18 protein-coding genes, 4 tRNA genes and 1 rRNA gene are annotated in these 20,028 nt (G+C 55.4%); 9 read left to right on the forward strand and 14 right to left on the reverse strand.

The features are described 5' to 3' along the window. Positions 1-99 precede the first annotated feature (99 nt). The 4 genes from ACOBR2_RS17840 to ACOBR2_RS17855 form a co-directional block, all read right to left on the reverse strand. Positions 100-175 (reverse strand) — tRNA-Ala (locus ACOBR2_RS17840). Positions 176-292: 117 nt separating this feature from the next. Continuing rightward, positions 293-369, reverse strand: a tRNA-Ile gene (locus tag ACOBR2_RS17845). Positions 370-616: 247 nt separating this feature from the next. Further along, positions 617-2,116: ribosomal RNA gene (locus ACOBR2_RS17850) — 16S ribosomal RNA — on the reverse strand. 290 nt (positions 2,117-2,406) lie between these two features. After that, positions 2,407-2,565 carry a hypothetical protein gene (locus ACOBR2_RS17855; protein WP_420237450.1) on the reverse strand — a complete coding sequence of 53 codons (159 nt, stop codon included), beginning with the start codon at positions 2,563-2,565 and terminating at the stop codon, positions 2,407-2,409. Between the two features lie 779 nt (positions 2,566-3,344). On the opposite strand from ACOBR2_RS17855, the gene ACOBR2_RS17860 reads away from it, so the two are divergent. Continuing rightward, a complete protein-coding gene (locus tag ACOBR2_RS17860; RefSeq protein ID WP_420237451.1) occupies positions 3,345-4,751 on the forward strand; it encodes an L-serine ammonia-lyase in 1,407 nt (468 codons plus the stop codon). 597 nt (positions 4,752-5,348) lie between these two features. Beyond that, a complete protein-coding gene (locus ACOBR2_RS17865) occupies positions 5,349-6,086 on the forward strand; it encodes an RsmE family RNA methyltransferase (RefSeq protein WP_420237452.1) in 738 nt (245 codons plus the stop codon). Positions 6,087-6,281: 195 nt separating this feature from the next. Here the strand turns inward: ACOBR2_RS17865 and ACOBR2_RS17870 are convergent, their stop codons facing one another. Beyond that, on the reverse strand, positions 6,282-7,010 hold the full coding sequence (locus ACOBR2_RS17870) for an MIP/aquaporin family protein (protein ID WP_420237453.1): 729 nt from the start codon (positions 7,008-7,010) through the stop codon (positions 6,282-6,284). A 194-nt stretch (positions 7,011-7,204) separates the two neighbouring features. On the opposite strand from ACOBR2_RS17870, the gene ACOBR2_RS17875 reads away from it, so the two are divergent. Further along, the gene (locus ACOBR2_RS17875; protein WP_420237454.1) at positions 7,205-8,083 is read left to right on the forward strand and encodes a PfkB family carbohydrate kinase; all 879 of its coding nucleotides are present in this window, start codon (positions 7,205-7,207) and stop codon (positions 8,081-8,083) included. A 109-nt stretch (positions 8,084-8,192) separates the two neighbouring features. On the opposite strand, the gene ACOBR2_RS17880 is transcribed toward ACOBR2_RS17875, so the two are convergent. Beyond that, positions 8,193-8,268: transfer RNA gene (locus ACOBR2_RS17880), tRNA-Lys, on the reverse strand. A gap of 397 nt (positions 8,269-8,665) precedes the next feature. On the opposite strand from ACOBR2_RS17880, the gene ACOBR2_RS17885 reads away from it, so the two are divergent. Then, complete coding sequence (locus tag ACOBR2_RS17885) at positions 8,666-9,100, forward strand: RrF2 family transcriptional regulator (protein ID WP_420237455.1); 435 nt, start codon at positions 8,666-8,668, stop codon at positions 9,098-9,100. A gap of 202 nt (positions 9,101-9,302) precedes the next feature. After that, positions 9,303-9,377: transfer RNA gene (locus tag ACOBR2_RS17890), tRNA-Gly, on the forward strand. Between the two features lie 711 nt (positions 9,378-10,088). On the opposite strand, the gene ACOBR2_RS17895 is transcribed toward ACOBR2_RS17890, so the two are convergent. Beyond that, positions 10,089-10,508 carry a helix-turn-helix domain-containing protein gene (locus tag ACOBR2_RS17895; RefSeq protein ID WP_420237456.1) on the reverse strand — a complete coding sequence of 140 codons (420 nt, stop codon included), beginning with the start codon at positions 10,506-10,508 and terminating at the stop codon, positions 10,089-10,091. A 46-nt stretch (positions 10,509-10,554) separates the two neighbouring features. Between ACOBR2_RS17895 and ACOBR2_RS17900 the strand changes: the two genes are divergently transcribed. After that, positions 10,555-11,457: a class I SAM-dependent methyltransferase gene (locus ACOBR2_RS17900; protein WP_420237457.1), complete on the forward strand. Its 903-nt coding sequence runs from the start codon at positions 10,555-10,557 to the stop codon at positions 11,455-11,457. Between the two features lie 289 nt (positions 11,458-11,746). Here the strand turns inward: ACOBR2_RS17900 and ACOBR2_RS17905 are convergent, their stop codons facing one another. Then, entirely contained in the window at positions 11,747-12,742 is a 996-nt protein-coding gene (locus ACOBR2_RS17905) for an alcohol dehydrogenase catalytic domain-containing protein (protein ID WP_420237458.1), read from the reverse strand. A gap of 109 nt (positions 12,743-12,851) precedes the next feature. Between ACOBR2_RS17905 and ACOBR2_RS17910 the strand changes: the two genes are divergently transcribed. Further along, complete coding sequence (locus tag ACOBR2_RS17910; RefSeq protein ID WP_420237459.1) at positions 12,852-13,199, forward strand: winged helix-turn-helix transcriptional regulator; 348 nt, start codon at positions 12,852-12,854, stop codon at positions 13,197-13,199. Between the two features lie 128 nt (positions 13,200-13,327). Here ACOBR2_RS17910 and ACOBR2_RS17915 read toward each other — a convergent pair whose 3' ends face one another. Continuing rightward, a complete protein-coding gene (locus ACOBR2_RS17915; protein ID WP_420237460.1) occupies positions 13,328-13,597 on the reverse strand; it encodes a hypothetical protein in 270 nt (89 codons plus the stop codon). 98 nt (positions 13,598-13,695) lie between these two features. Continuing rightward, positions 13,696-13,881, reverse strand: coding sequence for a hypothetical protein (locus ACOBR2_RS17920; protein ID WP_420237461.1), 186 nt, complete (start codon positions 13,879-13,881; stop codon positions 13,696-13,698). Here ACOBR2_RS17920 and ACOBR2_RS17925 point away from each other — a divergent pair. Continuing rightward, positions 13,867-14,616, forward strand: coding sequence for a hypothetical protein (locus ACOBR2_RS17925; RefSeq protein ID WP_420237462.1), 750 nt, complete (start codon positions 13,867-13,869; stop codon positions 14,614-14,616). The two genes, ACOBR2_RS17920 and ACOBR2_RS17925, sit on opposite strands and share 15 nt — an antisense overlap. A gap of 408 nt (positions 14,617-15,024) precedes the next feature. Beyond that, on the forward strand, positions 15,025-16,080 hold the full coding sequence (locus ACOBR2_RS17930) for a tetratricopeptide repeat protein (RefSeq protein WP_420237463.1): 1,056 nt from the start codon (positions 15,025-15,027) through the stop codon (positions 16,078-16,080). A 740-nt stretch (positions 16,081-16,820) separates the two neighbouring features. On the opposite strand, the gene ACOBR2_RS17935 is transcribed toward ACOBR2_RS17930, so the two are convergent. From ACOBR2_RS17935 to ACOBR2_RS17950, 4 genes are all read right to left on the reverse strand, one after another. After that, a complete protein-coding gene (locus ACOBR2_RS17935) occupies positions 16,821-17,990 on the reverse strand; it encodes an IS4 family transposase (protein ID WP_420236255.1) in 1,170 nt (389 codons plus the stop codon). Positions 17,991-18,252: 262 nt separating this feature from the next. Next, positions 18,253-18,810 carry a TlpA family protein disulfide reductase gene (locus ACOBR2_RS17940; RefSeq protein WP_420240035.1) on the reverse strand — a complete coding sequence of 186 codons (558 nt, stop codon included), beginning with the start codon at positions 18,808-18,810 and terminating at the stop codon, positions 18,253-18,255. Next, the gene (locus ACOBR2_RS17945; RefSeq protein ID WP_420237464.1) at positions 18,800-19,294 is read right to left on the reverse strand and encodes a rhodanese-like domain-containing protein; all 495 of its coding nucleotides are present in this window, start codon (positions 19,292-19,294) and stop codon (positions 18,800-18,802) included. Before ACOBR2_RS17945 ends, ACOBR2_RS17940 begins: the two co-directional genes overlap by 11 nt. 142 nt (positions 19,295-19,436) lie before the next feature. Beyond that, positions 19,437-19,862: a PadR family transcriptional regulator gene (locus ACOBR2_RS17950; protein WP_420237465.1), complete on the reverse strand. Its 426-nt coding sequence runs from the start codon at positions 19,860-19,862 to the stop codon at positions 19,437-19,439. Between the last annotated feature and the right edge of the window lie 166 nt (positions 19,863-20,028).

Genomic DNA, 20,028 nt, shown 5'->3' on the forward strand with positions numbered 1-20,028 from the left:
CTCATCGTCGCAGACCCTAAGGTCACGGAAACCAGCCTTGCGGCCTGTTTCCTGATCGAAACCACCTTGATGATTGCGGTCAGGAAACAGCGAATGATTTGGTGGAGCTGATCGGGATCGAACCGATGACCCCCTGCTTGCAAAGCAGGTGCTCTCCCAACTGAGCTACAGCCCCAGTTAGCTGCTAGCCTTTAGCTTCTAGCTTTCAGCCAGAATGCCTTTTGCCTTCAGCCTAATCCCAATCACTAACTTTCTAGCTGAAAGCTATAAGCTAGCGGCTGGAAGCTGATCATGGTGGGCCTGGGTAGATTCGAACTACCGACCTCACCCTTATCAGGGGTGCGCTCTAACCAACTGAGCTACAGGCCCGCGTTGGCCGTTGACCCGCTCGAAAGCGGTTCTCAGACATCCTCATTCGTTGTTAAAAAAGGTTTCGAGGACTAGTTGAACGTGCGGAGCAGCTAGGCCGCTCCTGACCATCATGGATGGGTATCAAGGCAAAGAAGCCTGATCATGAACTCCCGATTGCTCGGGGTGGACACTTGAAAGTTTACGCCGATTTGCATCTGCGCTCCGCTATCGCGGAACAACTTGCCAAGCGCCGGTTCTCTTTTAGAAAGGAGGTGATCCAGCCGCAGGTTCTCCTACGGCTACCTTGTTACGACTTCACCCCAATCATGAATTACACCTTGGACGGCTGCTTCCTTGCGGTTAGCTCACCGGCTTCTAGTGCAACCCACTTTCGTGATGTGACGGGCGGTGTGTACAAGGCCCGGGAACGTATTCACCGCGGCATTCTGATCCGCGATTACTAGCGATTCCAGCTTCACGCAGTCGAGTTGCAGACTGCGATCCGAACTGAGGCCGACTTTCTCCGATTAGCTCCCCCTCACGGGTTTGCGACGGTTTGTATCGGCCATTGTAGCACGTGTGTAGCCCTGGACATAAAGGCCATGAGGACTTGACGTCATCCCCACCTTCCTCCCCGTTATCCGAGGCGGTTCCGCTAGAGTACCCAACTAAATGATGGTAACTAGAGGTAAGGGTTGCGCTCGTTGCGGGACTTAACCCAACATCTCACGACACGAGCTGACGACAGCCATGCAGCACCTATATTACGGTCTCTTGCGAGAAAACGATGTTTCCACCGCGGTCCATAACATTTCGAGCCCAGGTAAGGTTCTTCGCGTTGCGTCGAATTAAACCACATGCTCCACCGCTTGTGCGGGCCCCCGTCAATTCCTTTGAGTTTCAGCCTTGCGACCGTACTCCCCAGGCGGACTGCTTAACGCGTTAGCTACGGCACGGCGGGATTGGGTACCCGTCACACCAAGCAGTCATCGTTTAGGGCTAGGACTACCAGGGTATCTAATCCTGTTTGCTCCCCTAGCTTTCGTGCATCAGCGTCAGTTATGGTCCAGTGAGCCGCTTTCGCCACAGGTGTTCCTCCTGATATCTACGCATTTCACCGCTACACCAGGAATTCCACTCACCTCTCCCATACTCAAGCCCTGCAGTTTCCCTTGCAGTCTATGAGTTGAGCCCATAGATTTCACAAGAGACTTACAAAACCGCCTACGCACCCTTTACGCCCAATAATTCCGAACAACGCTTGCCCCCCTCGTATTACCGCGGCTGCTGGCACGAAGTTAGCCGGGGCTTCTTCTCTCGGTACCGTCATTATCGTCCCGATCGAAAGGAGTTTACGTACCGAAATACTTCTTCCTCCACGCGGCGTTGCTGCGTCAGGGTTTCCCCCATTGCGCAAAATTCCCCACTGCTGCCTCCCGTAGGAGTCTGGACCGTGTTTCAGTTCCAGTGTGTCCGTGCGCCCTCTCAGGCCGGATACCGATCATCGTCTTGGTGGGCCATTACCCCGCCAACTAACTAATCGGCCGCGACCCCCTCCTGAAGCGAATTGCTCCTTTGACCCGTAGGTGTTATGCGGTATTAGCTGAAGTTTCCTCCAGTTATTCCCCACTCCAGGGTAGGTTAGTCACGTGTTACTCACCCGTGCGCCACTGTACTCAGGTATTGCTACCCTTTCTCGTTCGACTTGCATGTGTTAGGCACGCCGCCAGCGTTGATTCTGAGCCAGGATCAAACTCTCGTTTGAAACTGTTCTCGTCGAGCCTCTGACGGAGGTCAGAGGTGATTCGACTTGCACCAGCGGGCTACCGAAGTAGCGGGCTGCTGGTGCTTCTTACCTTGTAAGATGATCAAGCAAAACCTGATCGCATCTCACGACTGGCACGTTCAACTAATTTTCAAAGATCCTTGAGCAAGATCCGCCTAAGCGGTTTGCCTTGGATCGGGCCTCAACTTACGTCAAGGTGTCCCCGAACTTGTTGCGCTTTCGTCCGCTTCAGCTTGTCGCCGTCGCTTTCGTCTTGCGCCTTCCTTATCTTACCAGTTCCGCTCGGCCTTGTCAAGTTCCTCGTTTTCCCCTCGAAGCAGGTCAGCGTCCCGCTGATTCCATCCCTTCGAACCGTCGGAAAACCGGTACTTAAGCCGCTCAGACTGCAACCGGAAGGTCACACTGCGCACAAATCTTTCAATGAGCATCCAGCGCTCTGCGCTTGAGCCACTAAGGCTCACAAGGACTTAAGTCCCTGGGTGCTGCAATGGGTTGTTCTCTGCGGGATTCCCTACAGGGGTCAGGAGCGATAAGCCCAGCCAACCCTACGAACCGGCTTCCCTTCTCCTTTGCAGGCAGGCCATCATGGCCACCAGGAAGCTCCACTGCCCTTCAAACAACTTTCTAAGAGTAGCAAACCTCTCTTAGTTTTGCAAGCCTTGTTTTTCTCGGCTTACCCCACTCAATCCCGGCAAACTTACCGTTTAACCGCTCCTGAGTGGCTGTCCCCTTTCGGCGACTTTCTAAGAGTAGCATCAACCTCTTAGTTTTGCAAATCTCTTGTTTTCACAATCTTGCGGTTTACATTTTGGCTGGTACTTGTTGGCCTCTTCGCGGGCTCGGTCAGTACTTCGCTTGTGAACCGCTGTCTTGCGACAACTTTCCAAGACTATCAAAGGTCAGGCAGAAAGGCAAGCTTCTTCCTGAAATACCCGCAACCTCTTTGTCTTACCCACATAAGAGGCGCCAGGCTCGACCTATTGTGCCTGCTCCTACCTATCCAGGCGCTCCCATCCCCGCTTCATCCCTTCCCCCTCCTGGCCTGTCGATCCACTCCATATATGTAGATTCCTCCCTATAGGCTTCCCCCTCTGCGCAAATAGACCGCCTTTCGCCCCCTATGCGATCCAGAATTCCTGCCACCCTACAAACTTCCCTTCTTCCTCTTCCGTGCATCTTCCCCACACCAGCTACAATCTGATCCGATATGACGAGTTTGTTTGACCTGTACAAAATTGGGGTTGGCCCATCGAGTTCGCACACCATGGGACCGATGCGTGCCGCCTGCCGTTTTTCTTCCGGACTCAAAGCGAGTGGACTGCTCAACAACGTAGCGCGCATTGAGGCTGAACTCTACGGCTCACTGGCGCTCACCGGCAAAGGCCATGCAACGGACCACGCCGTTCTTCTGGGACTGGAAGCGAACGACCCTGCCACCATCAACCCCACAGCAATGACACCCACCATCGCGCGCATCCGCCATGAGAAGAAAATTGCGCTGGCGGGCGAGCAGGTTATCGAATTCGCGGAGGAGCGCGATCTACGTTTTCTGCAGGAGACGATGACGCCGCCCGGCGCGAAGAACTCGCACCCTAACGGATTGCGTCTGCGCGCACGCAATGCGGCCGGGGCAATCGTAGACGAGCGCACCTACTTTTCCATCGGTGGGGGATTCATTACCGAAGACGGTGAAGAGTCGATCTCCGCAACAACTGTCCCCGTGCCGTTTCCCTTTCACAGCGCCGAAGAACTGCTCAAAGTTGCGGCCAACAACGAGCTGACGATCAGTCAGCTGATGTTCGAGAACGAGTGTGCGCTGGCTCCGCGCACGAGCACACAGTCGCCCTCCGAGTTTGTGCGGGCAGGCATTGCACGCCTCTGGCAGACGATGCAGGAGTGCATCGAGCGCGGCATGCTGGCCGAGGGCACACTGCCCGGTGGTTTGAATGTGAAGCGCCGCGCCCGTCGCATGGCGGAGTTGCTGCGTACGCGTGAGACGGAGAAACGCGGTCCGTCGGTGCTGGCTCCGCTGGACTGGCTGACGGTGTGGGCGATGGCGGTGAATGAAGAGAACGCTGCCGGCGGTCGTGTCGTGACAGCGCCCACCAATGGCGCAGCAGGCGTAGTACCCGCCGTGGCGCAGTACTATCAGCGCTTCGGCACAGGTGCGAACGAGGACGGCATCGAACGCTTCTTCCTGACCTCGGCGGCCATCGGCATTCTCTACAAAGAGAATGCGTCCATCAGTGGAGCTGAGGTAGGTTGCCAGGGTGAGGTGGGCGTGGCCTGCTCCATGGCTGCGGCTGGCCTGACTGCTGCCATGGGCGGCAGCAATGGAGAGGTTGAACACGCCGCCGAAATCGCCATGGAACACAACCTGGGCATGACCTGCGACCCCATCGGCGGACTGGTGCAGATTCCCTGCATCGAGCGCAACGCAATGGCCGCAGCCAAGGCCATCCATGCGGCACGCATCGCCATGAACGAAGGTCCCGAACACAAGGTCAGCCTCGATCAGGTGATCCGCACCATGTACCTTACCGGAATGGATATGCAGGCACGTTATAAGGAGACGAGCTTGGCCGGACTGGCGCTGAATCGCATCGAGTGCTGAGCCTGACTGCAAAGCCACACGCCTTGCAGTGACCGAAGAATGGACACGAATGCATACGACCATGAATCTTCAAAAACGAGACTCCCCGGCAAAGAGAAAATTGCGTATACGATTTTCCTGTGTGGCTCCTTTTTTTCTTGACATCGATGCAGCATGAATCTATACATTCTTCAACTGCAATTCACAGTTGCAGGATCGACTACAGAATCGACGTGAACATGTGAGTCGATACGTAAGTCGATATGTAGAGTTGGCACGTAACGTTGATACGTAGAATCGACTAGGGAGAATAGGCAACTGGCAGCAAGGCAGGATGCAGTGAAAACGCCTGCAGGCAAAGCTGCCAGAATAAAACCAACTGGCAACACGCACGGGGGACGCAACCAGCGTCCCCCGTGGTGTTTTTACACCCCAAAGCAAAGCCTTGCGTGCATGCAAAATCCATGCGCGGTCGCAGCTCCCGGCCGAAGCGCGTCAACGAATGTATTGCCGTTGCGCACATAGATTCTCTTCGGAATCGCCCCACAGGGTTCGCTGTTGAGATAAGGTAAAATTGGCGGCCGCAGGCCGCGGCAAAACATGCAGGAGGACAAGCAAATGACGCGCCGACGCTGGATCGCAGACAAGTGGGACGAACAGAGCGCAATGCTCGTGGGAGCGCAGGCCGCGCACATGGCGCGTGTGCTGCGTGCGCAGGCTGGCATGGAAGCCGATGTGGTGGCAGGCGGGCGCGTCTTTCACGCCGTGGTGCAGTCGGCAACTCCCGAGGAAGTGGTCTTCCGTCTGGGTCCGGAACTTGATGCGGAACCCGCACTGCCCGTCACGCTGGTAGTTTCCATCTACAAGTTCGATCGCATGGAGTGGGCCATTGAAAAGGCCACCGAGCTGGGTGTGGCCGCGATTCTTCCCGCCGTGGCGCAACGCACGGAAAAACATCTGGCGCAATCCGCAATCAAGCGCGTGGAACGCTGGCGCAGAATCGCACATGAAGCGGCGCAGCAGTCGCGCCGAGCCGACGTGCCACAGATTCTGGATCCCGTTTCGCTAACGGCACACATCAAGTCCGCACCAGCCGCAGGCGTGCAACGCATCGTGCTGGCCGAGCAAGAGCGCACCAACAATCTGCGCTCTGCCGTAGAAGCCGCCGTCAACGACGCCGGAAATGAACGCCCGCAGTTGGAGATTGCGATTGGTCCCGAAGGTGGATGGTCCCCGCAGGAAGAAGCCCTCTTTGCCGCGAGTGACTGGAAAGCCGTCACGCTGGGCCCGCGCATTCTGCGCGCTGAAACCGCCGCGCTCACCGCGCTCTCGGTTGTAGCCGCATGGATGGACTGATGTGATGCAGAAAGACACAACGCGCGGCTTGCAAGCCGCGCGTTTTTTGTTTGCCGTAAAACTTCCGTACTGCAATTGCTCTATAGCGGTTCTCCAATTGCTGTACACCGAAGCCACTGCCGCTAAGTGGCTTTTTCCTCAAGAAAAAGCCCCCTTGCACGATCTACAAAGGGCCACACTTATTAGAGAACCACTCTAAAAGCGCGCCCACCGCACCAGCAATCCACCAAGCACTGCACCAATCAACGGACCGAAGACAGGAATCGGCGCATAGCTCCAGTTCGATGGCCCCTTGCCGGGAATCGGCAGCAGCGCATGCACAATGCGCGGTCCAAGGTCGCGCGTGGGATTGATGGCATAGCCCGTGGTTCCACCCAGCGAAAGTCCGACCGACCAGACCAGACAGGCTACCAGCCACGGCGCAAAGCCCGGCGCAGGTCCTGTGGGCGAAACGCCCCTGGAGTTGATGGCGTTCACCACCACGATCAGCACCGCCGTGCCAAAAATCTCACTCAGCAGATTCCAGCAAGGCGCGTGGATCGCAGGACGGGTTGCAAAGATGCCCAGTTTGGCTGCGGCTTCCGGAGTTTCCTTCCAGTGCGGACCGTAGTGCACCGCCACCAGCACCGCGCCTGCCATTGCGCCCAGCAGTTGCGCGCTCCAGTAAGAAAGCAGTTGCGCATAGTCGCCGCTGACGATGGCCGCAGCCAGGCTCACTGCCGGATTCAGATGCGCGCCGCTGCTGCCGAAGGCCTGCGCCGTAAGCACGCCACAAAGCACCGCCAGCGCCCAGCCCAGCGCGACCACCAGCCATCCTGCCCCCTGCGCAAAAGACTTGCGCAATGTAACGCCAGCATTGACGCCACCGCCGAGCAGCAGAAGAATCAGCGTGCCCATAAATTCGCCCAACCAGACAGAGTGCATCAAAAGATTCCTTGGAAAAAGTGTCCACCAGGCCGCAGCACAAAATCTGCGTTCTGCAGCATCGGCAAACCAGAAGGATTTATAAGCCGCAAGTATTCTCGCCCGCCGGAGCCACCTTCGCCAAGTACGTTCCACCCCGTCGTCCACCTGTGTACTCTGTACGCAGAGCCAGAAGCAACACAAAGGAGTGCGCAATGCAGAATTCGGAGAGTGGGCGCGCGGTGTTTGTGGGACTGGCCACCATTGATCTGATCTACGAAGTGGAATTCTGCGCACTGCCCAATCAGAAGATCAATGCGCACAGCCAGCAAGTGTATGCCGGCGGTCCGGCAACCAATGCTGCCATGGCCTTTGCTCATCTGGGAGGACAGGCCGTGCTGGCAGCAGCCGTGGGCTCACACCCCCTCAGCACCGTGATCCGCACTGAACTCGAATCCCTCGAAATCAAGCTCTGCGATCTGCATCCGGAGTTTGCCGGTCTGCCCACGCTCTCCTCCGTGATGGTGGATGCGCTCGGACAGCGTGCCGTGGTTTCCGCCAACGCCACACACCTCAACGCGAGCCACACACAGGCAGACCCCGCACAATGCGCATGGGCCAATGTGGTCGAAGTCGATGGCCACCAGATGCAGGCCTGCATCGAGTGGGCGCAGTGCGCTCGCTCTCTCGGCAAGCCTGTCGTTCTGGATGGCGGAAGCTGGAAGCCAGACACGGAGGAGTTGCTTGCGCATGTGCATACTGCCATCTGCTCGGCAGACTTCCATCCTCCCGGCAGTACAACAGAAGACGAGACGGTGGATTTTCTCCGGTGCGCAGGAGTGCAACAGATCGCCATCACGCATGGAGGCGGGCCCGTGCACTACTGGAGCAAAGCGCTAAGTGGAGAACTTCTGCCCCCTGCCGTTGAAGCCGTGGACACAACCGGCGCAGGTGATATTTTCCATGGATCTTATTGCTTTTACACTGCGGCAGGAAGAAGTTTTGCCGAATCGCTAGCGGAAGCTGCCAGGATTGCCGCACATGCCTGCCGAACCCGCGGCACACGCGCCTGGAGAATGCCCAACCAGGAATAGATCTCTGTTCTCTATAAACAGAAAACAGGCCCGCAAAAAAACTTTGGCCTCCGTAAACCCGCAGTAAAACAGGGCTTTCAGGAGACCGTATTTTTGCTGACCAGAAGGATGGTGGACGCGGTGGGAATCGAACCCACAACCTGTCGGTTAAGAGCCGAATGCTCTGCCAGTTGAGCTACACGTCCATCTTCAGTTGCCTTGCGGCAGAGGGACTCTACCGCGGTGCAGGCTGTGTTCCCACTGCCTACTTAAAGAAATATAACACAGGATTCGCCGGATGCAAACCCCCTCTTTCCCGTGGAAAAATCACCCCGAATTTAACCCAATCTTCCGCAATACGAATTGGCTGAATTCAAAACTGTCTGTATTTGCGACAGAATTCTCTCTCCGCAAGCACCCGACTGCTTTTCCTTGAGAAATCCTCTCTTTTCCGGTTCCAGACAATCATTTTTTTGCACTAGAATCAGGGTTACTCTGCTTTCCACTCGTAGAGAATCTCCTATTCCAACGTCCTGACGCGTGCCCCTCTGACCGTTCTTCGGTTGCACCACTCTTGACGGGAAGGAAGATGGTTCCGTTTTCATGAAAACTCCTGCATCCTCCATGCAACTGACGCGTGGCGCTGACTACGCGATCCGCGTAATGGTTCACCTTGCCTCACTGCCAGAGAACGAGCGCGTGCTTTTGCCTCAATTGGCGGCGGCCACCAATGCGCCCTCCAGCTTTCTGTCCAAGGTTCTGCAGGCACTTACCCGCGCCGGACTCATCTATTCGCGCCGCGGCCAGCAGGGCGGTTTTGAGATTCTCTCCCAAGGCCGTCAGGCTTCGCTTCTACAAGTAGTGGAAGCCATCGACGGCCCCATCCGCTTCAACATCTGCCTGAAGGGTGGCAACTGCGAGCGCAAATCCATCTGCCCCTCGCACCCCGTCTGGAATCGCGCCCAGGATGCCATGACCGACGTTCTGCGTGCGGCCATCGTGGCAGACCTGGCAGGCTGCTCCACCCGCCAGCAGTAGCTTCTCATCCTTCTCTCTGCCGTACAAACAGCCCCCCACTGCGCCGGAAAACTCCGGCGCACCCCCTCCACGACACCTTTCCGCAAAAGCCTGTGCATGCATTTGCCGCCGCTCTTGGTATACTGCAAAACGTCGGCGTACACTGTTGCCAAGCAACACCGTAAAAAGCTGATCGCCTGTCGGGCCATGGCCAGACATATGGGCGGGAGTAGTTCAGTGGCAGAACGTCAGCTTCCCAAGCTGAATGTCGCCGGTTCGATCCCGGTCTCCCGCTCCAATAGAATCATATAGTTAGAGGATCCAGCCTGACAGCGTGCTCTATTTGTGCTCCATTCACATGATGAGCAGCTTTTCCTCCAGCTTATTCACCGCAGGCAGTCGGCTTGTGACGGAAGTCTGCCGATAAACATTCTGGTTCACATCGAGCGTATGGCCCACCAAAGCCCAACCCATCCGCCACGCTGTTTCCTGACCGATCCCTTCTGATACCGGCTCTTTCGCATGGATAACTCCTATCCGCGCTTACCGGCATCCCGTATTGGCAATGTCGTCAGCTTGCCACCGTTCTCAACGCCTTCATTTGCTTCCAGCCATCGCCAGGGGGATTCGCGGCGTATCAGCCTCCGCCGGCCCCGCGAGACGAAGAGAATGGGAGCACAGCCGTGGATGCGCCCGGCTGCTACCTTACACACATGCGCCTTTGAGCAGTGAAGCAGTTGCGCGACATCAAGAAGATCTCGGCAGTAACCATTGCGGCGGAGTTGGACAATATTTCGGGTAAGGCTCGCAGTTGCAATGGGCGTTTATCGGGACTGCTCCTCTGAATGGCGATCACCCCACGTGCAACTTATGCATTACCTGTAATGCATAAGTTGATATTCCAAACTGGCAAGGCAGACACCTGCCAGCCGACCTGTCGGGCCTGATCTTGGGTTCGAACGGGCCATGATAGAGCCTATTTACTGTAGACCATGCCTTGAAAGGCTGCTCAGGACTGGCGGCGATGCAGCTTGCCTTTGCTGTTCGCCTCAGCATGAAGGATGCGGCGAAAGGTAGGGCACTCCATGTGGCTTGGTGCGGGACAAGCAGCGACGTGCCGAAGGCCATCCCGCACTGCGCAGAGTTTGTGAATCTTCCTGTCTAGCTCTTCCGCCTTGACTGTGAGCATTTGACGATTTATGTGCGGCCGCCCGTCAGGCGTGAACATGCGTGCAATTTCATCGAGTGAGAAGCCGGCAGTCTGTCCGAGGGCGATCAGCATCAGCTGTTCCAGCACCTTCGAGTCAAACAATCGGCGTAGTCCTCGCCTCCCAATCGATGTGATCAACCCTCTCTCTTCGTAATAGCGCAGTGTTGATGCGGCTAGGCCGGAACGTTGCGAGACTTCCGATATATCCAGCGGTTTCACACTTGACCTCAAGTTGACTTTAACTTGCATAATAGGACATGGTTGCTTGAAAAGCAAAGACAAGGAGGCGATTGTGGATCTTTCTCAGCAAACAAATCATGAGCAGAAAGAGCTATGGAACGGCCATGCGGGACGCGCTTGGGCAGAAAACCAACAGATCCTCGACCAGATGTTCAAGCCGTTTGAAAAACTGCTGGTTGATGTGATCTCTTCCAGGGCTGAAGGCCGGATACTCGACATCGGTTGCGGAGCGGGCAGCACAACCCTGGCCATCGCCCGCCTGCTCGGAACGAAGGGCCACTGCATCGGGATCGACATTTCAGCACCGCTGATTGAGGTCGCCCGATCTCGTGCTGTTTCGGAATCCTCTTCCGCAGATTTTATCTGCGCTGATGCGCAAACCCATGCGTTTGAAATGGAAAGCTTCGACACAATCATTTCGCGCTTCGGTGTCATGTTCTTCGGCGATCCAGTCCTCGCATTTGCGAACTTGCGGCGAGCAGGAAATCAAAGCACGGAACTCAGGTTTATTGCCTGGCGAGATGCTGCTGAGAATCCATTCATGGCCACGGCGGAGCACGCTGCGGCACCGTACCTGCCGAATCTTCCTGCTCGTCGGCGCTGCTTACCGGGGCAGTTTGCATTTGCAGACCGGAACCACATCAACTCCATTCTGAAACAGAGTGGCTGGGCCGACATCGATATCCAGCCAATCAATGTCACGTGCACCATGCCGGAGAAAGAACTGGTTCGCTATCTGGCCAAGAACGGCCCGGTAGGTCTCATGCTTCAAGAGGCCGAAGAGCAAATTCGGAATCAAGTTTTGCAAAGGGTTCGTGCCGCGTTTGATCCTTATGTGTATGAGGACGAGGTTCGCTTTCGCGCTGCTTGCTGGATGGTTAGCGCGCATGCGTCGTGTTTGTCAGCGATACCGAATAACCTACGATAATCAATCTCTATTGGCATATTCGAGCCGGAGCACTCATTGAGAGTCACTTATCGAGGAATCGGTTCGTATCGAAAAGTCGTCAAGGGGTAGAAATTCCGCCTGCCCATCCCTGCATCTTATTTCCGGGCGGATCAGCATTCTCAGGACTGCAGCTACTTCGCCGTGGGCTCTTCATTATTGCTAGACCTTGGTTCTCCGTTCTAGAAAGGGCGGTGCCCGCCAAAGCGATCTTTAAACCTCGCCACGCACCGCCCCCCTCCGTTCCCATGCTGACTCAGTTGTTCTTCGATTAAGGCAGGAAAACCGCTTTCGCTCCGGGTTCGGTCTCGTAGGCCATTGCCTCCTGAATCTGGTCCAGGCGAAAGGTCTTGCCAACTTTTGTGCGAAACAGCGGATCGGCGATTTGTTTTTGCAGGTATTCAAGCGCATGCTGCAACTTCACCGAGTCGCGCACCGTCGCACTGTTGAAGTTGCTGAAAGGCTTCATCGTGAGGTTCTTCGCCATGTAGATGGCGGAGGGTAGCGCAACCGGCTCCATGCCGGCAAGAAAGCCGTAGAACCAGACCGTGGAGTTGCGCGGAAGACGCGGAGCGATGCGGGTGATAAGATCGCCGCCTACACCATCGAAGACAGCGGTTGTCTTCAGCTCTGCTGCAAGCCGTTCAAACATTGCATCAAAGCCAGCATCGCTGGTGACGAGAACATGCTTGAGTTGCAGTGCGCGCAAAGCTTCCGCGGCCCGCTCGGAGCGAGCGAGGAAGAGAACAGGAATGTTTTTCAGACGAGCCAGCGCGGCGAGAGCAAGCCCGGTGGCGGAACCTCCTACTGTGACGATCACGCCGGTGTGGCCTTCGGACGCCATTTCCTCAAGAAATGCATGCGCCGTGATTACGTTGACGAGCGAGCCGGAGTAATCGGCGCTCGAAAGCTCTTCCGGAAGAAGGACGCAGCTGGTGACGGGAACCACTGCGCGCTCACACCAGAGTCCGACGGTCTCGGAGCTGGGTGTCAACGAACGATAGACCGCAACATTTTTGCCTGAGTAATCAGCATGAACGTGCGCACCGACAGCAAGCACGCGACCCGCAGCCGATGCTCCCCAAATCTCATGCTTGCTGGTGTTCAGGCCAGTGGCCGCGGCCGGCATCTTCAGAAAGGTCTTGTCGCCGTGATTGATGGCGGCAGAGCGGATTTCAATGAGCAGATGGCCGCTCGGCACTTCTGTTGGAGTGGGTACTTCGCGCAGCTCCAGTTCACGGGAGGCAGTGACGGTGACAGCTTTCATGTGAATCTCCTTTTGGGCGGCTTTTGCGAACACCACAGCCCTTTGAAGACCATCACAACGTAGACACTAATTTTTTACAAGTACGGATATTTTTGTTAGTGTAATTTCTATGGAATTTCCCAACCCATGCCCGGTGGCTTTCACCTCTCGAATCCTTGGTGGCAAGTGGAAGTCCAGGATCGTTTGGGCGCTTGTCAGGAACGAACCCCTCCGCTTTTCGGCATTGCGTCGCGCATGCCCCCCGGTAAGCGACCGCATCCTGACGAAAGAACTTCGCGAACTCGAGGAGTGGGGGCTCATTTCACGCAAGGTGTATCTGGTGATTCCGCCAAAAACGGAGTATTGCTTGACGGAGTTGGGCAATACCCTCCGCCCCATAATGGACGCCATGGCGGACTGGGGACTTGCACATCGAGCCTCGATCGTGGATGCTCCGGATGCCGCAGCTGCGTCCTGATTCGCCTCCATAATGTAGGCATTGCTACTGGAATTAGACGATCTGCACTTGGGAATCGATCACCGTTGCAATCGGCGTTTTTCGTTCTCGATCCTCAATTTGGCATGTAAACCACAGTGGCGTGGAGCTCACGCGTTCTGAAAGCTCTTGAGAATTGCCTCGGCCGACGAGAGGAGTGGGACCTGCTTTGACGTCCCAAAGACCAGCCGCATGGAGAGAGCGCCATTGATGACACCAAGCATCGCTGCCGCCGCCGCACTTTTGTCGATTGCGAAGGGCTCTAGCAGGCCGGTTAGATAATCAAGAATTTTTCCCTGGTGTTCGATCACCCGGCGATGGAATGGATGGGCGCTGCCGGGTACACGAGCTATCCCGCGCTCTCCTGAACTGTGCAGCATAAGGTATGAATTCCGGACTGCACGGGTGGACACGGGTACGACTGACTTCACTTGAACTCCGTCGCCTGTGATGCAGCTGGGGTTGTCTTGCACGCATCTTAGCGCAGAGTGAATACCAGCCGTGGCTTGCCAGGCGCGATGATGCTGCGTGTATCGACCAGCGTTTGCTCCGCCATCGCACCGAAGGGCGCCTCGGGCATGGCAAAGTATACGCGGCATCCGTCGGCAAGGGTGCGGGACGGCCCTTCGAGCAGATGCAGCAGGCCGGAATGCGGACCTCGCAACTCGACCAAATCATGCGTCAGAAAGCCCCGGAATTGCGCCGCGCCGTAGAGCTTCTCGCCAACAACGAAACGGAAAAAGGCGATGCACTGCTCGCCGAACAGGGGCGAGTGACAGAAATCGCGGATGCCAATGAGCGCATCGCTGCGATTGCCAGAGACTATGCCGCGCAGCCGGAAAATTCCCTCATTATCTCTCCCGACAATCGCAGCCGCCGTCTGTTCAACAAAGCTGTGCGGGCCGAGCTACGGAATAATGGAACGCTGGCGGTCGATGGGCATGAGTTACGCGTGCTCAATCACCGCTCCGATATGACCGGAGCCGACCGGACCTGGGCGACGCGATGCAACGCCGGCGATGTGCTGCATAGCCATACCAGCAGCAAAGCCGAGGGAATCGAGCGCAATAGCTATGCTCGTGTCCGTGAGGTCGATGCCCGCGGCAATACGCTCACCGTCGAACTCAAAAATGGAACCTCTGTCACCTACGATCCGCGCCGGTTGCGCGGCGTCAATGTCTTCACCGAAAGCATGCGCGGGCCGACGGTTTACCTGGCACGACGACCGGCTAATCATGTTGCACGCAAAGAAGGCGTCAATGCCAGACGCTTCAGGCCAACCAGTGTTTTGCCGTGCAGATCGTGTGCGTCGTCGATGAACAGCGCGATGGGCTTGTTGCGCTTGCAGATCAGATCGCGCAGGACGCGCTCGCGCGTCTCCGGCTGCGTGGAGATTTGAAGTCCTTCTCCGTTTCCATACCCCTAACTGTTTACTCTTCGAGTCAAACTAAAGTTCATAGCCCCTTCGTAATCTTAAAAACTTTATTTTCTGAACCACATGGGAATTATGATGACAAAACATTCCGCAGCCGAGGGAATGTTCCCCATGCCAAGAGGGGGTTAAACATGAAGAAGTTTGTCGTTCGTAAAGTTGAAACCCTGAAGACAACCGCCAACTGCTACTGTTCATGCCCCGCCTAAGCGGCTAAGGTCACCTACTATCGGCACTTCGCGCTTGAAACCTACAACACGTTAGGGCTTTACGAGGACGCCATCCGCTATGGGACAGGCCTTCTCGACATCGCGCAATCAGTCTTCCCGGAAGACATTCGCCTGCAACGGTCCATCGTCGTCAAGATGCTAATGTATGGGCCTGGGGAAGGGACCGGAAGGCTTGCAACTCGCCCTTGGCGCCGCGCGCGACGTCGCCGAGCGAGGCCAGAAGATCTGGGAAGGGCGGCTGTCCTATCTCATCGCCATGTTCTATGCCCGTTACAGCAAACCTAGAAACTATGAACAGGGTGTCGCATGGCTTAATCGAGGACTCGCAGAAGTTGCCGAAGCCGGTCTTTCCGCCGACGAGTATCACTTTGAGAGTGTTTTCAACCGGAACGGCCTGGCAATGATCAGGGCCTTTCAAGGCCGTCACCTCGAAGCGATCGACCTATGCGCCTCGGGTCTCGCTCGGCTGAATGAGAATCTTGGTACAGAGAAACACCTTCTCCATCGATCCATTCTGCTGTACAACATCGCCCAGGTTTATGTGGCGATAGACAAGCAGGAGCAAGCCCTTGAAGCCTACTCGGCGGTTATCGAGATGGATCCCAACTACTCCGAGTACTACAACGAGCGAGGGAATCTTTACCTCTCTGCCGGACGCATCGACGAAGCCCGTGCGGATTATCTCAGGGCCATCGAACTGAGCTCACCGTATTACGAGGTCCATACCAATCTGGGGCAGTGTTATCGCCAGATGGGTCTATACAAAGACGCGCTGGGCGCCTACAGCCGTTCCCTTGATCTGGAACCGAACCATCCGGTGGCACTTGCGGGACGCGCGCAAGCCTACGATGCCCTGGGCATGGTCGATCAGACTATAGAAGATTACTCCGCCGCCCTGAACGCGGGTTCCACGCATTGGGAGGTCCCGGCCAATCGCGGTGTTCTGTATTATCAGACCGAAAATTTGCCGGCAGCCCTTGAAGACTTCAACCACGCCATCGAACTCAATCCGGAAAACGCAGACCTTTATACAAACCGTTCGCGTCTCCACCAGGAGCTGGGAAGAACCCAGGACGCCGTGAAGGACCTCTATGCCGCAGTGAAATATTGTTCTGTTCCGGAAGAGCTGGAGAGTTTGCGCGTCGCTCTCGGAGAGCTTGGAACTTCCCGCGATGCGGGTATCGCGTCCGTCCCGGCATGACATCGACGCAAACGTATTCGAAATCTGTGAGAAAACACAACAGGAGTATGCGACCCGCGATGCTGAAAATTCTCATCCTACTCTCCGTAGTGAACCCCTTCTTCCTGGGCGCTCAGGAGCCACCACAAGCAACTCCTTCTATTCTCCGGTTCGGAAGTACGAACCGGCACGAGACGGAGCAGCGGATATCGCGAACGCCACGCAGGAAGCGAAGCGAACTGGACGGCGCGTCCTCCTGCGGAGCAACATCGCCGCTCTGCCCTACTGCTCCCGGAGCGGGCTGCATCGGCAAGCCGCTGGACAGCACACAAATCAGAGCGAGCTTCCTTACCGCACCTGCGTTCAACCTGGGCATCCGGTCCTCCGAGGGTCTACCTTTTAGAGCGGTTCTTCAATAGATGTAGCCCTTGTGAGACTGTGTGAGGTGATTTTTTGAGGAAAAAGCCACTCAGCTGCGGCGGTTTCGGTGTACAGCAATTGGAGAACCGCCCTAATGGGTATTTTTAACTAAAACCCTGAAAAGTCAATTAAGCTGTTTCGAGCGGTTGGGCAAAAGTAGCCTTACAGGAAATCAAGCCGCAGGTAAACTCTGTTGTCGAACTGTACTCAACCTGTAGATGCAATAACACGTTGTTTCAATAACTTACATACTGTACAGAACCTGTAGACATTCTTGAACGTTTGAAGGTTCTTTGCCGGTAAGTCCTTGAGATTTTTCATGACGATTCACTGCTGTCCGGTTAAAAGTCGAACAGAATCAGTTGGTTGGGATCGGCAGTTAGTGAGTTTGTGTAGTCCTTCTGCTGAAGTGCCTGTGAGATGGGCATTTTCTCGAACAGAGTTACCGAGAGCACTTGCAGCAAAGTGTAGAGTGAGCCGGACAGTTCGAGTCTCTTCTTGACGATGGCGACCAGGAGGTAGACCGAGACAGCTATCCATATTTGGGTCTTGACGGCGTTTTCGCTGGTGCCGAAGAAGACCTTGATGCGCAGATGCTGCTTGATCCATTTGAAGAACAGTTCCACTTGCCATCGGCTTTTGTAGAGAGCGCAGATGGTGACGGCAGGTAGTGTGAACTGATTGGTCAAGAAGAGTAGATCCTTGCCGGTCTCTGGATCATGAAAGCGAATGCGGCGCAGGTGGCTAGGATAATCCTTGCGGCTGTGATACCCGTTAAGGGCGATGGACTGGTCTGCCAAAATGCCGGTCTGCTTGTCCACCTGTTGGGAGTAGATACGTCGGGCATCCAAGTTGTTCTTGGCGCGGGTGACAAAGAATGCTCCGGCCAAGTGGAGGCGATACAACCGGGCGTAGTCGAGATAGCCACGATCCATGACATAGTAAGCGCCAGCCTGAGGAATGATCTCGTCGAGCATGTTGACGTCGTGCAGATCGCCCGTGGTGACACGGATAAATGTGGGTATGTTGCCGCGTAGATCGAGCAGGGTATGCATCTTGACGGCGGACTTGGTGGAGCGAAAATGCGCCCACGGAAACAAGGTCAGGCACAGATCGATGGTTGTAGAGTCCAAGGCGTACGCAGCGGCATCAAGGTCCATGCCGAGGTCTTCCGTGGCGTAGAGCTTGCGGGCCTGGACCATCAGTCGTTGCGCGAGTTCAGCATAGATGCGCCAATCGCGGCTCTCGTTGGCCTCAGCCAATGTCGAACGACGCACCGGAGAGCGGAATCCCATGGCATACAGCTTGGCAGGCTGTGCGCACAGGCAGGCTTCGATGTCACGCAGGCTCTCGCGATAGGTCAACTGAGCAAAGGCCATAGCACGGAACTGCTCGGTACAACTGAGGTTGCGCACCCGGCGGTCGCCGCCATAACGGGCCACACTGCGGGCAAACGAAGTCCACGGAAGGAAGTCCATCAACTGCGCGAACAGCAACTTGCCAGCGTTCACAGCCGCCTCCAGAAAGCATCTCTGGAATCAGCATCGCGGCATTTTCAAATCGACACCACCCCAAAACGTCCGCAACCCTCGGCCCATCAGACGGTTGCAGGCAGCAAGTTAGTCGTCAACCGGACAGCAGTGATGACGATTATATGCGCACCTTTTTGCCCTTTCATATCTGGCAATCAGTCGCATCAACCTGTGCATGATGCATGGCATCCATCTGAAGGAACCTGTCATCTAAAATAGTGGAACGACGGCTATCCTCTATTTATGCGCTACTCTCTGCGAGTAACTGCCTCAGTTGTTTCTCAATCTCGGTTGGGTGGGTCTCACCCTCGAAGCGGGCCCGGATTACGCCTTTGCGATCGACCAAAAGAGTTACAGGCAGACCAAGAATCTCGCCATACGAATCAAGAAGATTTTTGTCTGCCATCATCAGTGGATAATTGATCTGTAATCGGGTGGCCAGTTTTCGCACCAACCGGTCATCGTCGTCCATGGAAACGCCTAGGATCTGCAACCCCTGGCCTGCATACTTCTTCTGCCATTCCACAAAGACGGGCATTTCCTGTTGGCATGGAGCGCACCACGTCGCCCAGAAATTCAGCAAAACAACATGGCCACGTAATACTGAGACCCGAACACGGTTACCATGCAAATCGCTACGCTCAAAGTCTGGAACTACTGATCCGATCATTGGCTGAGGCTTCTGCGCATGGCTCAAACCAGCACAAACAATCAGAAGATAAAGAAGGACGGCCACGCGCAGAAAATTTCTGCGACCATTCCAGCAGTCCTTCTCAATAACCACGAAACTACTGGTCACGCTCAACCGGATACCCCTTTGCCACCCAGTCTGCGCCAAAATTGCTCGGAATCTGCAGAACCTTTACGTTATAGCCCATGCCTCGCAGCGTCTGATATGCCGGTCCGACATTGGGACAGCGATCCCAGGGGCAGCAGCCACAGTACAGAACGATCAACTGCTTCTTGTCTACCGACGAGGCCCGCTTCCTGAGTGCCTCAATTCCCATTGGCTGCGAACCCGGACCGATGTACTCCGAATGCGGAATATGCGCCTGCGCAAACATCATACGGGAACCAACATGAAAGATCAGCAATGACTTGTGTTGGGGGAGGCGGAGCATGTCATTTAGTTGCGAAGGCTGAATCAGGTCGCCTGCCGGGACCGAATAGGCACTGATAACACCCGGTGCCGACATAAATTGAGCCGGTAGCAAAGATGGCGACAAGGCCAACAACAAACCTAAAATCATACCCGCAAATATCCCGGTGGAATGCCTTTTCATAAGATCTCCTTTATTCAGCAGACAGCTTTGAAATGAGCCACAAAGCGATTATGGAATTCGCAGAGCCCCTCAAACAATCTCAACAAGATGTATTTTACAACTTCCGTGATAGCTGTCACGATTTGGATGGTACTGCTGCCGCTTACTTTTGTCCTGGGCGACGACCAATCTTCTTTTTATCTTTTGCATTGTTCTTGACGGAATGCACAAATTGCATCATGGCACCTGCCATTTGCTCCATGACAATCGACCACTGCTGCAAATGGTGATCTCCACTCTTCGTAAGCCGATAGACCCTTCTTGATGGCCCGCCTGAACCTTCTGCCCATTCAGACTCCACGTAAGCCTGCTCTTCCAGTTGTCGGAGAGTTCTGTATAGTGCCGCTTTGTCAATTGCAGCATCGGTCAGACAATGTGCCTTCAGGCTTTCCAGTAGTTCATATCCATATGCGTGTTCATTTTTTTTAAGCTGCTGCAACACAAGAGGTTCGATAAATCGATACAACTTCCCCATCGCACAGCTGCAGGGAACCTCCTGGCCATGATGCTTACATTTTTTCTCTGCCAAATGTCCCTCCAGGTTGCCTGTGTTCAGTGTATATCCTGATTGCTGCTATACATCTGGCCAGTTCGTGTATGCCCCATTGTGGAAAGGAACAACTTCGGCTACCATGTAGGTGTATTTAACATCTACATGGTGCGCCTCCATCTGGAGCTACTGCGCAGAACAGATC

The organism is Telmatobacter bradus (genome assembly GCF_048629425.1).
GTDB classification, from domain to species: domain Bacteria; phylum Acidobacteriota; class Terriglobia; order Terriglobales; family Acidobacteriaceae; genus Telmatobacter; species Telmatobacter bradus.